At 29.5% G+C, this 13,215-nt stretch carries 15 protein-coding genes; 8 read left to right on the top strand and 7 right to left on the bottom strand.

The annotated features are described in order from the left end of the window. Positions 1-29: 29 nt before the first annotated feature. On the bottom strand, positions 30-1,628 hold the full coding sequence (locus tag ACX0KU_RS09705; protein ID WP_472989663.1) for a sensor domain-containing diguanylate cyclase: 1,599 nt from the start codon (positions 1,626-1,628) through the stop codon (positions 30-32). 335 nt (positions 1,629-1,963) lie between these two features. Between ACX0KU_RS09705 and ACX0KU_RS09700 the strand changes: the two genes are divergently transcribed. Then, complete coding sequence (locus ACX0KU_RS09700; RefSeq protein WP_472989662.1) at positions 1,964-2,140, top strand: Spo0E family sporulation regulatory protein-aspartic acid phosphatase; 177 nt, start codon at positions 1,964-1,966, stop codon at positions 2,138-2,140. A 485-nt stretch (positions 2,141-2,625) separates the two neighbouring features. After that, positions 2,626-2,988: a VOC family protein gene (locus ACX0KU_RS09695; RefSeq protein ID WP_472989661.1), complete on the top strand. Its 363-nt coding sequence runs from the start codon at positions 2,626-2,628 to the stop codon at positions 2,986-2,988. 45 nt (positions 2,989-3,033) lie between these two features. On the opposite strand, the gene ACX0KU_RS09690 is transcribed toward ACX0KU_RS09695, so the two are convergent. From ACX0KU_RS09690 to ACX0KU_RS09675, 4 genes are all read right to left on the bottom strand, one after another. Next, the gene (locus ACX0KU_RS09690) at positions 3,034-3,429 is read right to left on the bottom strand and encodes a hypothetical protein (protein WP_472989660.1); all 396 of its coding nucleotides are present in this window, start codon (positions 3,427-3,429) and stop codon (positions 3,034-3,036) included. Between the two features lie 378 nt (positions 3,430-3,807). Then, entirely contained in the window at positions 3,808-4,245 is a 438-nt protein-coding gene (mscL, locus tag ACX0KU_RS09685) for a large conductance mechanosensitive channel protein MscL (protein WP_472989658.1), read from the bottom strand. Between the two features lie 95 nt (positions 4,246-4,340). Continuing rightward, positions 4,341-5,075 (bottom strand): hypothetical protein, encoded by a 735-nt coding sequence (locus ACX0KU_RS09680; RefSeq protein ID WP_472989657.1) that lies wholly within the window; start codon positions 5,073-5,075, stop codon positions 4,341-4,343. A 356-nt stretch (positions 5,076-5,431) separates the two neighbouring features. Then, positions 5,432-6,262, bottom strand: a complete 831-nt coding sequence (locus ACX0KU_RS09675) for a methyl-accepting chemotaxis protein (RefSeq protein WP_472989656.1) — start codon at positions 6,260-6,262, stop codon at positions 5,432-5,434. A 657-nt stretch (positions 6,263-6,919) separates the two neighbouring features. Here ACX0KU_RS09675 and ACX0KU_RS09670 point away from each other — a divergent pair. The 5 genes from ACX0KU_RS09670 to ACX0KU_RS09650 all read left to right on the top strand — a co-directional run bounded on the left by ACX0KU_RS09670 (position 6,920) and on the right by ACX0KU_RS09650 (position 11,286). Then, positions 6,920-7,114, top strand: a complete 195-nt coding sequence (locus ACX0KU_RS09670; protein WP_472989655.1) for a hypothetical protein — start codon at positions 6,920-6,922, stop codon at positions 7,112-7,114. A 233-nt stretch (positions 7,115-7,347) separates the two neighbouring features. Next, on the top strand, positions 7,348-8,973 hold the full coding sequence (locus ACX0KU_RS09665) for a spore germination protein (protein WP_472989653.1): 1,626 nt from the start codon (positions 7,348-7,350) through the stop codon (positions 8,971-8,973). A gap of 3 nt (positions 8,974-8,976) precedes the next feature. After that, a complete protein-coding gene (locus ACX0KU_RS09660; protein WP_472989652.1) occupies positions 8,977-10,149 on the top strand; it encodes a Ger(x)C family spore germination protein in 1,173 nt (390 codons plus the stop codon). Between the two features lie 32 nt (positions 10,150-10,181). After that, positions 10,182-10,394 (top strand): GerAB/ArcD/ProY family transporter, encoded by a 213-nt coding sequence (locus ACX0KU_RS09655; protein ID WP_472989651.1) that lies wholly within the window; start codon positions 10,182-10,184, stop codon positions 10,392-10,394. After that, positions 10,387-11,286, top strand: a complete 900-nt coding sequence (locus tag ACX0KU_RS09650) for a GerAB/ArcD/ProY family transporter (RefSeq protein ID WP_472989650.1) — start codon at positions 10,387-10,389, stop codon at positions 11,284-11,286. The genes ACX0KU_RS09655 and ACX0KU_RS09650 overlap by 8 nt, the downstream gene beginning before the upstream one ends. Positions 11,287-11,490: 204 nt before the next feature. On the opposite strand, the gene ACX0KU_RS09645 is transcribed toward ACX0KU_RS09650, so the two are convergent. Next, positions 11,491-12,240: a methyl-accepting chemotaxis protein gene (locus tag ACX0KU_RS09645; RefSeq protein ID WP_472992434.1), complete on the bottom strand. Its 750-nt coding sequence runs from the start codon at positions 12,238-12,240 to the stop codon at positions 11,491-11,493. Between the two features lie 523 nt (positions 12,241-12,763). Between ACX0KU_RS09645 and ACX0KU_RS09640 the strand changes: the two genes are divergently transcribed. Further along, the gene (locus ACX0KU_RS09640) at positions 12,764-12,958 is read left to right on the top strand and encodes a hypothetical protein (RefSeq protein ID WP_472989649.1); all 195 of its coding nucleotides are present in this window, start codon (positions 12,764-12,766) and stop codon (positions 12,956-12,958) included. Here ACX0KU_RS09640 and ACX0KU_RS09635 read toward each other — a convergent pair. Beyond that, positions 12,932-13,126 (bottom strand): hypothetical protein, encoded by a 195-nt coding sequence (locus ACX0KU_RS09635; RefSeq protein ID WP_472989648.1) that lies wholly within the window; start codon positions 13,124-13,126, stop codon positions 12,932-12,934. The genes ACX0KU_RS09640 and ACX0KU_RS09635 overlap by 27 nt on opposite strands. Between the last annotated feature and the right edge of the window lie 89 nt (positions 13,127-13,215).

Raw genomic sequence — 13,215 nt, 5'->3', positions numbered from 1 at the left:
ACAAATTTCATTTTTATTAATACTGAACATTATAATCTAACGACTTTTAAATCTTTCTTTATAATCCGTTTTTCATTATACATTTTTTCATCCGCATGATTGATAATAGTCTCAATGTATTCATTAGACTTAAATTGAAACTCTTCAATTCCATGGCTTGCACTTATAATATACTTTCTATTTTCATTATTATTTATATTTTCATATTCTTTATTAATACATTTCCAAATGTTTTCTGACTCTTGTTCATTCAAGCCTTCTAATATGATTAAAAATTCATCACCACCAAGTCTAGCTACAAAATCATTTTCTCGAATATTTTTTCTTATACCACTTATAACACTTAAAATAAGTTCATCACCTGCTTCATGTCCTAAAAAATCATTTACTTCTTTTAGTCCATTAATGTCAATAAAGCATATACTTATTTTTCTAGTATTTTTCATCGCTTCTTTATATAATGCAGTAAGCTTTTCAATTCCTGCGCGTCTGTTATATACCCCTGTCATGGCATCATATTCAGAAAAATACTTTATTTTATCCTTTTCTATTTTATTCATTGTAATAAGTATAGAAAAAATTAATGATATTCCTAATATTAAAAAGTATACAATATAATTTTTCTTTAAAACAATAAATAATGCTTCAAATGTATTATTTGAAAAAAGCTTCCCATTTTGTGAATTCAAAGGTATATTTGACCCAATATACAAGTCACCAAAACCAAGAACAAGTGAATTTTTATCATTATTCAAATCAAATTCATAATTTTTAAATATATTAGTATAATTATAAATTCCATTTAAAGTGATAAAAGAACTCTTTTCTTCTTTTTCTATTTTTAGCCATTCATCAGGATATTCATTTTTTAAACTCTCATTTTTTCTATTGTCATACATAAATGCCCATTCTTTACTACTATCTTGACTATTATAAATCCAATATCCATCTGAATTAAGTATATTTACGCTTCCTTTACTCATCATTGCTATATCTTTTACATGTTCCAACATATCATTTGCTAAATAATTCAATACAATAATTCCCTCTAATTTACCGTTCTCTCCATAAAATGACTTTGATAAACGAATCATTGGTTTTATTGGTTCTTCTATCTTACCATTTTCAACATTTATATCTAATTGTGAAATATATATCTGATTTTCATTCAAAAAAATTGTATCTGTAAAATAATATCTATTTTTCTTATTTTGAAGCTCCTCTTCTTTTGTAATATATGAACCTTCTTTAGCATAATTTACCCTAATCACTTCATTTCCGTCCTTATCAATAAAGCGTATCTGATCATATATCTTTTTTCTATTAGAAAAAGCTATCCATTGTTGTTTTAATTCCGAATAATTTCCAATGCTTGTATTACTAATTTTTAAACTATCTGATATATACAATATATCAGATATGAGTGCATTTACCTTGTTTGATATATTTCTCCTCTCTAAATCTACTAATCTTTTTTCACTACTAATGATTTCTTTTTTATATATTTTATCTGAATTACTCTGAATCACTAAAGTAATTAATAAATAAGCTAGACTTAGTGTTATAAAAATACTAAAAGCATATAGTATAATTTTTTTTCTTTCTTTTAATAATGCTCTATTTGACATCTTTACCTCCCCTTAATATCAAATTCTTCTATATTTTTGTTGACCAATAGATTTCTCTTACATATGAAGTTCTAAGAATTTATTGGTAGTATATCTTGACATTATTTAGCTTTTATAATGTCAAAATTTAGAATAATAAGATTGTTTATATTATTATAATGCCAGACTATAAAAAAATCTACTAATACATTATGTTTATGGTAATAGTATTTAAAATAAACCTAGCAGTTCCCAAAAGAATCACCCAGCTAAAGAATGTTAAGAGGCTACCTCTTAACATTTCAGTTATTAATATCTCTTATAATGCTAATACTATATCAAGGAGGTGTTTTATATTGCCTGAAATAGAAGACTTGCTAAAAGATGTTGAAATTTTAAGAGAAAAATTATTGTATTTAATTCACAAAAAACAAGGGAATTTAATTGATGAAGAGGTAGTACGTATGAGTAAGGTTTTAGATGCAACATTGAATGAATACAATAAAGTTTTATCAGAAAAGTTAAAGAAATGAGATTTATTTCTAAAAAACACTATAGAATAGTACTTATCCATAGCGCATTTATATTTTAATAATTTTAAATACTATATCTTAAGTAGCCGGCACCTCTGCAGGTGCAAGAACAGATAGCTGCGCAATTTGTACATTGTTGGTACAGATTTATCTTATAGATTTTCAATCATAACCCTCAAGGTATTGTAAGATCTATTCAAATTTTCACAGGCACCGTTTCACCTGTTGATTTTAATATTAGTACCGTAGACAACACATATAATTTACTCTATAACCAAGGTTATAAAGCTGCCAAAATTTATTTTAAAAATAAAATGCACTACTAGGCACTTAAATGTTTAGGAAATATTCATCTGACTCTGATCTTTGTCCTGTATGGTATACATAGTCTGAATTTAATAAAAATAATAACATAGAGTAAAAGAGACTTTTAAAACAATATGGTATAATATACCTATTAAGACATATACAAAAGGAGTGTTACTATGAAATTCTGTTGGGTTACTTTAAAAGTTAAAAACATGGAAGAATCATTAAAGTTTTATCAAGAAATAGTTGGACTTACATTAGACAAAAGATTTCAAGCTGGCCCTGGAGTTGAAATTGCATTTTTAGGCGATGGCGATACACAAGTCGAACTGATTTATGATAAAAATAATAATGAAGTAAATATGGGCACAGATATTTCTCTAGGCTTTGAAGTAAAGTCGGTTGATGATACATTAGCATCACTTAAAGAAAAGGGTATAGATATTCACAGTGGTCCTATTCGGCCAAATCCACATGTAAGATATTTCTTTATAAAAGATCCAAATGGATTAAAAATTCAATTTGTAGAAAATCTTTAACTCAGAATAAAAAACACTAGCCATTCTAGTGTTTTTATTTTACCTTTAACTATCTATCCCAAAGGTTTTATATCTTTTCTTTATTTTTTCGCAAGCTTCCTCATGAAATAAATCTACAGTGTTTACAATAGAATATGGAGTAAACTTATCAATAAACTTTATAACATTACACTCTATGGTGTCCTCTGAATTAAAAAAAGCTTCTTCGCTTTCACAATCTTCACCATCTTTTATAAATCCTAGATTTATTCTTTTTATTGTTTGTTTTTCAAGGCCAATTTCTGTCATTTCAATCTCTATTGTTTCTAACAAAACTTCCTCTTCAGACTGTATCATAACAATTGAAATGATCTCAGGCTTTAAATATTCTTTATACTTCAACCTTAATTTATCGTAAAAATCAATAGTACTATAAACTTCTGAATACACCAATTTTATCATATTTGAAACTCCTTTCTTATCTATTGTTCTTAATTAATCCATTAACTTATTAACATCTTTAGGTTACAATTATTTATATTTTACCATCTTCTATGGAACATACCAAATTATTTATTCTGAAAGGAGTCCTCTACATGAATGCTATATTAAACAGAAAAAGTATAAGAAAGTATACATTACGACAAATGGTAATAGGGCTGCAAATGTCATCATGAATATATGCTGCAGAACAATATAAATTTGAGGCAACAAAAAAGATAGTCACTTGAAGTTCTATTCATGGACTATCTCTTTTATTTATAGATAACTTATAAAAATATGGCACTTTACGGCTGGATGGCCTGTACCTTTCCGAAAGATCGAAGAGAATGATCTTGCTTATAATTCTGATGTACAATGAGGACATCTTGTAGCATCTACATGTATTTCGCTATAGCAATATCCACAAGACTTTACCTTTGCAGGTGCTGGAATAGCTTTTTCTTTTTTCTTAAATAAACGATTCATTTGTCTTATAACTATGAATATAGAAAAAGCTATGATTAAAAAGTCAAGGATATTATTTAAAAACAATCCATAATTTAAAGTTGGAACACCAGCTTTTTGTGCTGCATCTAATGTAGCAAATTCCCCTTCACCTAGTGTTATAAATAAATCCCTAAAACTTCTTTTTCCAAGTAACAAGCCAACTACTGGCATGATAATATCATTAACAAGAGATGTAACAATCTTGCCAAAGGCACCACCTATTACTACACCTACTGCTAAATCTGCAACATTTCCTTTAAGTGCAAACTTCTTAAATTCGTTCAACATAATAAATTCTCCTTTTGTTTGTTTTTGGTAATAATAATTCTAAAAGTAGCTTGCACTATTATATCATTAAAAGATTAACTGTAACAATCCCAATATTATTTTGATAAGAACGTCCTAATTATTTGTCTTAAAAGTTTGATTACTTCAGTGTCCACCTTATTGCCATTTTTCACATCATCATTGTTCTCAATAACTGGCTCTTTATCTAATACCACTACTTTTATGGGACTTGTTTGTGCTGGTATACTCTTTGTTGCAATATCATATATAACTACTAGATTTTTATTATTGAGTTTACCTTTGTATTTTCCACCCTCTTCAGTTATGACAGTCGTATCTTTATCAACATTTATTTTTAGCTGATTATCTTTACTAATTAGATTATCATCAAATAAATCTACCTTTACTGTCTCTTTTATATCTCCTACAACTACGGCATCAATTGTATACTGTGCAGGATATATCATTATCATAGGTTTTGTTGCATCGTAGTATCCTGTTATACTTAATCCCTCTTTTATTTCTTTATTATTTATAAAATAAGTCTTTTCATTAATATTGAAATGTGCTTCTCCACCTTGCTTATCTTCAACTATAACAATCTTAGTTCCCTTTTGTGTTTCAGATTCCTTTATGCTTTTAACTTTTCCAGCATAACTATTAAAATTAGATCGCTTTACTTCTCTTATGGGTGTGCTTATAGGCCTTACATCTTCAATTACTATATCTTTTGAAAGATTTATACCTGCACCTGTAGCAAATGCAGTTGCAGTTGGTACTATTACAAGGCTTGCTGCTATTATTCCCACTATTAATTTCTTTGATTTCATATAAATTCCTCCTATTATCTTAATGTAAAAATCCTTTTTTTAATTATCTATACTTATTAGACGAATATAATCAGTCTTTCGTTCGCAATTTCTTTATAAAATACTGTTTAGCATCATCATTTCCTCGTATAGTTTAAACATCTTAGACTTTTTTATCTCTTCACTAAGCTCCTACTTAACGCAAAAAAACAGTAGAGTATACACACTCTACTGTTCTTACTTCTATTTATATATTAAATCCATCTTCGACATCCCAACTTTATTTACTATCTCTATTCCCTATTCTCATATAAATACATCTATAATTATGATGATTCGTCTTATTTTTTCATCTTTTCACAGGTATCTAATCCTGTCTAAGCTTTTGCCATTTCTTTTAACGCTTCATTTAGCTTATTTGAAGAACTAGACTGATTACCTATTATTTTTCGAGTGTCAATCAAAGATGTCATCAGCTCCCCATTGGATTTTTTGATGCTTGTTATGGTATTTTCTATATCAATTGTTGAGGTTCTTGTTCTTTGACTTAACTTCCTTACCTCGTTTGCTACTACATTGAAACCTCTACCATGTTCTCCTGCTCTCGCTGCTTCTATAGCTGCATTTAACCCCAGTACGTTTATTTGATCGGAGACTTCTTTTATTATGTTCAATACTCCTGTTATATTTTTTACATTATTGCTATTTTTATTAGCTATCTCTTCTAAGTTAGTTGTCATTACTTCAATTTCATTAGCACTTCCAGTTATCTCGTTAATAATAACTAAAGTTTCCTGTACAAATTCAGTCAATTTCTCACTTTTTTCTTTTTCTTGTTGTATTTTATCTAAAAACATTTCTATACTTCTTGATGCAATTTTTACCCCCATTTTTACTCTATCAGGTTCCCCTGTAATGCCAATACTTCCTATACGTTTGTCACCAAATTTAATTAAGAAGTTATATCCTGCTCTTATAGATTGTCCTTTACGTTTATTAAATTCACTAGCCATTTGTTCTGTTATTGCTACCTCGTTACATTCACCGCTTAATATCTTTTTAGCTCCTTCATGTTCGTTACCAATTCTGCTTTTAACTGTGGCTACTATTATTTTTCCATTTTCGTTGCACACTATAACCCCTTCTCCTACTTCTTCTGCTATTACAGAAACTATATTGTCAACTAATTCTATATTTTCTTCTAACATCTTGATACCCCCTGCTCAATATTTTACTAATTATTTTCTTATATATCTCTCCATTAATTTTTATCTCTGTTATAATCTTATTTGAATGAACCCCAAACACTAAAAATCCTGTAATAAAAATAATAACTAATTCAGTATAAAATTTTATTTTAAAATAACAAAAAACCAATTAAAGCTCAACATATTACAAAAATTGCTAAGTTTTAATTGGTTGAACTATTAACTCCAAATTCTCAAAGTGATCATATTTAAAGAGGACTTTTCACTGTACCCGATTTTGATTTATTAAATTTCATTTTTTTCATATATTATACATTTTTTATAATATATTTACATATTATCACAATATTTTATAAAAATCAATTACTCAACTTCATATCCTAGGCTTTTTCTCAATTTGCATGTTCAGAGGTACATACTCTCCTGTTTTTTAGAACCTTTTTCACTATATAGGCTCCATCTGTAGATAGCTCTTATATCTCTCTTATTTATATAAGCAGTAGAATTTATTTGTAATTATTTAATTTTATATTAATATAATACCATAAAATACATTTATATCTAACTATTAATTAAGGAGGGGTTAATCTGATACCTGGAGGATGGTCTATACAAATACCTGTTAGTGATGAAAATAAAAAAGTGCTTGATACTGCTTTGAAAGGATTCGTAGGTTCTACTTTTGAACCTGTAGCTGTTGCTACTCAAGTTGTAAATGGAATTAACTACTTATTTATTGCTAAAGCTACAACTGTAACACTAGCACCTAGAGTTGGTCTAGTAAAAATTTATGTTACAGCTACACCTGCTGGACAACCACCTAAATTAGTTAATATCGAAACAATAGTATAGCCTAAATATGCCTTTATGCTTCAGAACAAGATAAATCTAATCTAACCAAAAAAGATAGTCACTTGAATTTCTATTCTAAGTGACTATCTCTTTTAATTTATAGATACCTTCTAGTAACCCACTTGTGCTAGTGCCCTCCGAGGTCATAACATAAACTGAAAGTTTATATTTGCTATTATATGTATAAATTTCTTAGTTTTTGACACAATATTATTTAGAGGTAGGTGAGTTAAATGTTTGATTTTATTAAAAGCATCTTCTCTTTGAGAGATGAAAATAGTAATAAGCATAGTGAAAATGCAAATACTACCCCACCTAGAGATGAAAATATACGTATTTCAAGTATATTAGAAGATAACAAAAAAAATTTATATAGCGTATTTAATAATTCTCCAGATTTAATTATTAGAGAAGTGAATATTGCAAATAACCCTGCATTTACTTCAATGCTTGTATACATAGATAATATGATAGATATATCTACTATTGAACAATCTATTATTGGAAAGTTAACCACGAAAAATGAAGACGCTTCTTTAAATCTAGGCAGTAAAGAATATTCTCAATACTTACTTGGAGTAAGAAATGAGGACATTTACACAGATATAAATAAAGTTATTGATTCTATATTAAGTGGAAATTTAGTTCAGTTTATAAATGGAATAGCTGAAGCATTAGTTGTTAACATTAATAATCCACCTAGTAGAACTATTGAGGAACCAGAAGTAGAAACAACGATACGTGGCCCTAGAGAAGGTTTTACCGAATCCATTTCTACTAATATAACACTTATAAGAAAGAAAATTAAAAGTACAAATCTTAAAATTGAATCTTTAAAATTAGGAAGGGAAACCAGAACAGATGTTAGTATTATTTATCTTTCCAACATAGTTAATAAAAAAATCGTATCCGAGTTAAAAGAAAGGCTAAGTAAAATCGATGTAAATGCTGTTCTAGGAATTAATTATATAAAAGAATATATTAATGATAATCCTTTAAGTTCCTTTCCTACTATATTTTCTACGGAAAGACCTGATGTAGCATCAGGAAAACTATTAGAAGGTCGTATTGCAATCTTGGTGGACGGAACACCTGTAGTATCAACTGTTCCTGCCATATTCGTAGAGTTTATGCTAACAAATGAAGATTATTATTTAAACTTTATTCCTGCTACTATTAATAGATTAATACGATATATATCGCTTATTTTAAGTCTTCTTCTTCCTGGAAGCTATATTGCAGTAGTAACCTTCCATCAAGAACTTATTCCAACACCTTTGTTAATTACTATTATAAAAGCTCGTTCCGGTGTACCTTATCCAGCATTGACTGAATGTATTTTGCTGTTGCTAGCATTTGAGGTAGTAAGAGAATCTGGCGTCAGAATGCCAAGAAGTGTTGGTCAGGCTATTAGCGTTGTTGGTGCCTTGATATTAGGTGAAGCAGCAGTAGCAGCTGGTTTAGTAAGTACTCCCTTATTAATTGTAGTTGGTGTTACCGCTATAGCCTCCTATGCAGTGCCATCTACAGATATGTTTATTGCCATTACTCTTCCTAGATTTTTATTTTTAATACTTGGCGGCAGCTTTGGTTTATTAGGACTAACCTGCGGAATTCTAGTAATGTTAATGAAACTTATTTCCATGCGTTCTTTTGGTGTACCATACATGAGCCCCTTAGCTCCTATTATCCCAGATGAATTACTCGATGTATTTTTAAGACGTCCTCATTGGAATAAATTTAAAAGGTCCTGGCTTATTGTGGGAAGAAAATCTATAAAAAAAGAACCTGTATCTCGAACAAATTCAATAAAAGAAGAGCATGAAAAATCTATAAATGATAAGGATACAAAGGAGTAATTTATGAAGAAACTCATTACAATCTTCATGATATTAATTACAACCATTTCATCTACAGGCTGTAAAGGAATAAAACAAGAAGTTGAAACTCTTGCTGTAGTTATGGCTTCCGGGTTTGATCTAATTGAAGATAATACATATATGATTACTGTACAAATACTGAACTCACAAAAGGAATCCTCAAGTAAGATGACTTCTCAAAAAGGAGTAAGTGAACAGGTTCAAACAGATGTACTAGTTTATAGTGCAACAGGCATTTCTCCTTTTGATGCCATAAAAAATATATCTACAATACTTGGTAAACCCCTATTTTGGGGACACAGTGAATTTACAGTTTTAGGACAGGAATTAGCTGAAGCAGGTTTATCACTATATATTGATGCTTCATTGCGTTCTGCTCTTGTTCGACCTAATGCCCACTTACTTGTAACAAAAGGCAGAGCCTCAAATATAATATCCAACGTAACTAAAGATTATAAAATCCCTGCTGATGCCATAGCAAACTTAATGAAAACTCAGGAAATTACAGGATTATTCCCTGTAGTTTCTAGGCTTGATTTCATCAATGCTTTAAGCAGTAAAACAGGAACTTCTATACTTGGAGTTGTTGAGATGAATAATATGCAATATACAGATGCTAAATTTAAAATGGCAGGTACTGCTGTATTTAAGAAAAATAAGCTTATAGGCTATTTAGATGCAAATGAAACTAGAGGCATGCAATGGATAAGGGGTAAAGTTAAAACTGGAAATATATCTGTTCTAGATCAAGCTAATGAAATAGTAACCTTTGAAATATTAAAAGCAAGCAGTAAGGTAAAACCTATTTTAAAAGATGACAGTGTAATTATGCAAATAAGTATTAATGCAAAAGGAAACTTAAAAGAAATGACTGCTAACCTTAATCCTATGGAAAATTACAAAGTAATGGATGAGTTAAATGAAGTTCAGGAAAAAGCTATAAAAAAAGAAATTCAGCTAGCCTTGAATGCAGCACAAAAGGAACTTAATGCAGATATTTTTGATTTTGGAGGTATAATATATAGAGACTATCCAGAAGTCTGGAAAAAACTAGAGAATAACTGGGAACATATTTTTCCAACCATAGAAGTTGATATTAACGTTAATTCAAATTTACAGTGGCCAGGGATAATTTCTAAGCCAATACAAGAATAGTATAACTACATTAATTTTTAAGGAGGTTTATCTTGAAAGTACGAATATCAGCTTATCAGATATTTTCTTCTATTATATTAGTACCTTATGGAAGTGCTATACTTTTTTTAATAACACCTAAGGCAAAGCAAGATGCATGGATAGCACTCCTTATTTATATTATTCCAGGAGTCATATTACAAATTATATATACAAGTTTATGGAGTAAATATCCACAAGATACTTGTGGTAACATATATGCCTAAAATTTTCGGAAAATTTCTAGGTTATATCCTTGGTGTATTATACACTGTCTTTTTTGCATATGAAGCTGCAAGAGTGTTAAGAGACATTATAGACCTTATAGCAATTTCCATAATGCCAAGATTACCATCAAGTATATCTGCATTAATATTTATGTTAGTTATTGGCTACTCTGCCTACCTTGGATTTGAAAATCTTTCACGAGCAGCGCATTTATTCTTACCACTATTGGTATTTTTCTTCATCATGATATGGATATTTCTTTTAACAACACCCTATGCTTTAAAGCTTTATAACTTAAAGCCTGTCCTCGAAAATGGGATAATTCCGGTCATAAAAGAAGGTTGGAAGCTTATCACTTTTCCTTATGGTGAAAGTATATTATTTACTATGTTCTTTTCCTCTGTAGTTGAAACCTCAAAGGTGAGAAAAGCCGCAGTAATGGGAATTATAGCTCAAGGAATACTTATTTCCATAAATACTATAATGTTTATATCTGTTTTGGGAGTAGATTTTGCCTCTAACTCTCTCTTCCCATTATTACAAACAATTCGTATGATTAAAATAGGAGAAACTTTTGACAGGTTAGATATATTTATAGTTCTTATTATGCTAATTGGAGCATTTATAAAAATAAGTTTTTTTATGTATGGAGCAATGCTAGGAGCTGCACAGCTTATAAAATCAAAGGAGGTCAAATATTTAGCCATCCCCTTAGGCGTAATTATTATGATTACTTCACTATTAATCGCTAAAAATTATCCTCAGCATATATATATAGGTCAAGTGCCTACACTAACATATGCTCATATACCTTTAGCAGTTATAATTCCTGTAATTGCGTTGCTAGTTCACCACTTAAAGAATGTAGGAAAAACCTCTAAAAGTAAATGAATCCTCAATTAAATACTTATATTTTAAAAACTATTTATCAGAGCAAAATTCTACCTTTACCCCATTTAATATAGAGTATATTTATATAGCTGATTTTCATCAGTTTTTTCTGTGGCTCTTTTTTGCAAAAGGTATTCGCATTTAAACTCGTCTATTCCCTCTTTGCAATAAGGCTTACCGTATGCGGGACAATCCTAGCTAGGATTATGCCAGTTCTTTTAACGTTTCATTTAGCTTATTCAAAGAACTAGACTGACTACCTATTATTCTTCGAGTGTTCATCAAAGATGTCATCAGCTCCCCATTAGATTTTTTGATGCCTGTTATGGTATTTTCTATATCAACTGTCGACGTTCTTGTTCTTTGACTTAGCTTCCTTACCTCATTTGCTACTACATTGAAACCTCTACCATTTTCTCCTGCTCTAGCTGCTTCTATAGCTGCATTTAGACCTAATATGTTTATTTGTTCGGAGACTTCTTTTATTACATTTATCACTGCTGTTATGTTTTTTACATTATTATTATTTTTATCAGCTATTTTGTCTAAGTTAGTTGTCATTATTTCAATTTCATTAGCATGTACAGTTATCTCATTAATAATAAGGAATGTTTCCTGTATAAATGTGGTCAATTTTTCACTTTTTTCTTTTTCTTTCTGTATTTTATATAAAAACATCTCTATATTTCTTGCTGCAATTTTCACTCCAATTTTTACCCTATCAGGGTCCCCTGTAATACCAATACTTCCTATGCGTTTATCACCAAATTTAATTAAGCAGTTATAGCCAGCTCTTACATCTTTTCCTTTAAGTTTAAATTCGCTACACATTTGTTCTGTTACTGCTATCTCGTTACATTCACCTCTTAATATCTTTTTGGATCCTTCATGTTCGTTACCAATTCTGCTTTTAATTGTGGCTACTATTATTTTTCCATTTTCGTTGCATAATATAACCCCTTATCCTGCTTCTTCTGCAATTACAGAAACTATATTCTCAATTAATTCTATGTTTTCTTTTAACATCTTTATCCCCCCTGCTCAATATTTTTACTAATTATTTTCTTATATATCTCTCAATTAATTTTTATCTTTGTTATAAACTTACTTGAATAAATCTCAAACACTAAAAATTCTATAATAAAAATAATAACTAACTTAATATGAAATTTTATTTTAAAATAACAAAAAACCAATTAAAGCTCAACATATTACAGAAACTGCTAAGTTTTAATTGATTAGTTGCACTATTAACTCTAAGTCCTCAAAGATTTCATTATAATCGCCTATCCTAAAAGAACTATCATTTTATATAAGCAGTAAAATATATTTGCAATTTTTTACTTCCATAGCAATATATTATTATAAATCATATCTTTATCTAACCATTAATTAAGGAGGGGGTAATCTGATACCTGGAGGATGGTCTGTACAAGTACCTGTTAGTGATGAAAATAAAAAAGTTCTCGATACTGCTTTGAAAGGATTCGTAGGTTCTACTTTTGAACCTATAGCTGTTGCTACTCAAGTTGTAAATGGAATTAACTACTTATTTATAGCTAAAGCCACAACTGTAACACTAGCACCTAGAGTTGGTCTTGTAAAAATTTACGTTACAGCTACACCTGCTGGTCAACCACCTAAGTTAGTTAACATGGAAACAATAGTATAGCCTAACTATGCCTTTATGCTGGGGAGTAAGATAAAAACTCCATCTGAAGCCAAGAACTCTGTTAATCTCTATTTTACCATCTTCATAGGCCTTATCAATAGCTGTAAGAGTATTTTTTAAAAGCACCATCATTTCCTCGTATAGTTTAAACATCTCAGACTTTTTCATCTCTTCACTAAACTCCTACTTAACGCGAAAAACAGTAGAATATTCACACTCTACTGTTCTTACTTCTATTTATATATTAAATCCCTCTT

The organism is Clostridium sp. X, from assembly GCF_055755365.1.
The sequence above is the reverse complement of the archived record's forward strand: the minus strand, read 5'-3'. Positions and strand labels throughout refer to the sequence as shown.

Bases quoted from the DNA above. Each gene is read 5' to 3' on its own strand.
- ACX0KU_RS09695 (WP_472989661.1), top strand. From the start codon at position 2,626: ATGAAATTCTGTTGGGTTACTTTAAAAGTTAAAAACATGGAAGAATCA.
- ACX0KU_RS09675 (WP_472989656.1), bottom strand. From the start codon at position 6,262: ATGTTAGAAGAAAATATAGAATTAGTTGACAATATAGTTTCTGTAATA.
- ACX0KU_RS09660 (WP_472989652.1), top strand. From the start codon at position 8,977: ATGAAGAAACTCATTACAATCTTCATGATATTAATTACAACCATTTCA.
- ACX0KU_RS09635 (WP_472989648.1), bottom strand. From the start codon at position 13,126: ATGAAAAAGTCTGAGATGTTTAAACTATACGAGGAAATGATGGTGCTT.
- ACX0KU_RS09665 (WP_472989653.1), top strand. From the start codon at position 7,348: ATGTTTGATTTTATTAAAAGCATCTTCTCTTTGAGAGATGAAAATAGT.
- ACX0KU_RS09650 (WP_472989650.1), top strand. From the start codon at position 10,387: ATGCCTAAAATTTTCGGAAAATTTCTAGGTTATATCCTTGGTGTATTA.
- ACX0KU_RS09705 (WP_472989663.1), bottom strand. From the start codon at position 1,628: ATGTCAAATAGAGCATTATTAAAAGAAAGAAAAAAAATTATACTATAT.
- mscL (WP_472989658.1), bottom strand. From the start codon at position 4,245: ATGTTGAACGAATTTAAGAAGTTTGCACTTAAAGGAAATGTTGCAGAT.
- ACX0KU_RS09690 (WP_472989660.1), bottom strand. From the start codon at position 3,429: ATGATAAAATTGGTGTATTCAGAAGTTTATAGTACTATTGATTTTTAC.
- ACX0KU_RS09680 (WP_472989657.1), bottom strand. From the start codon at position 5,075: ATGAAATCAAAGAAATTAATAGTGGGAATAATAGCAGCAAGCCTTGTA.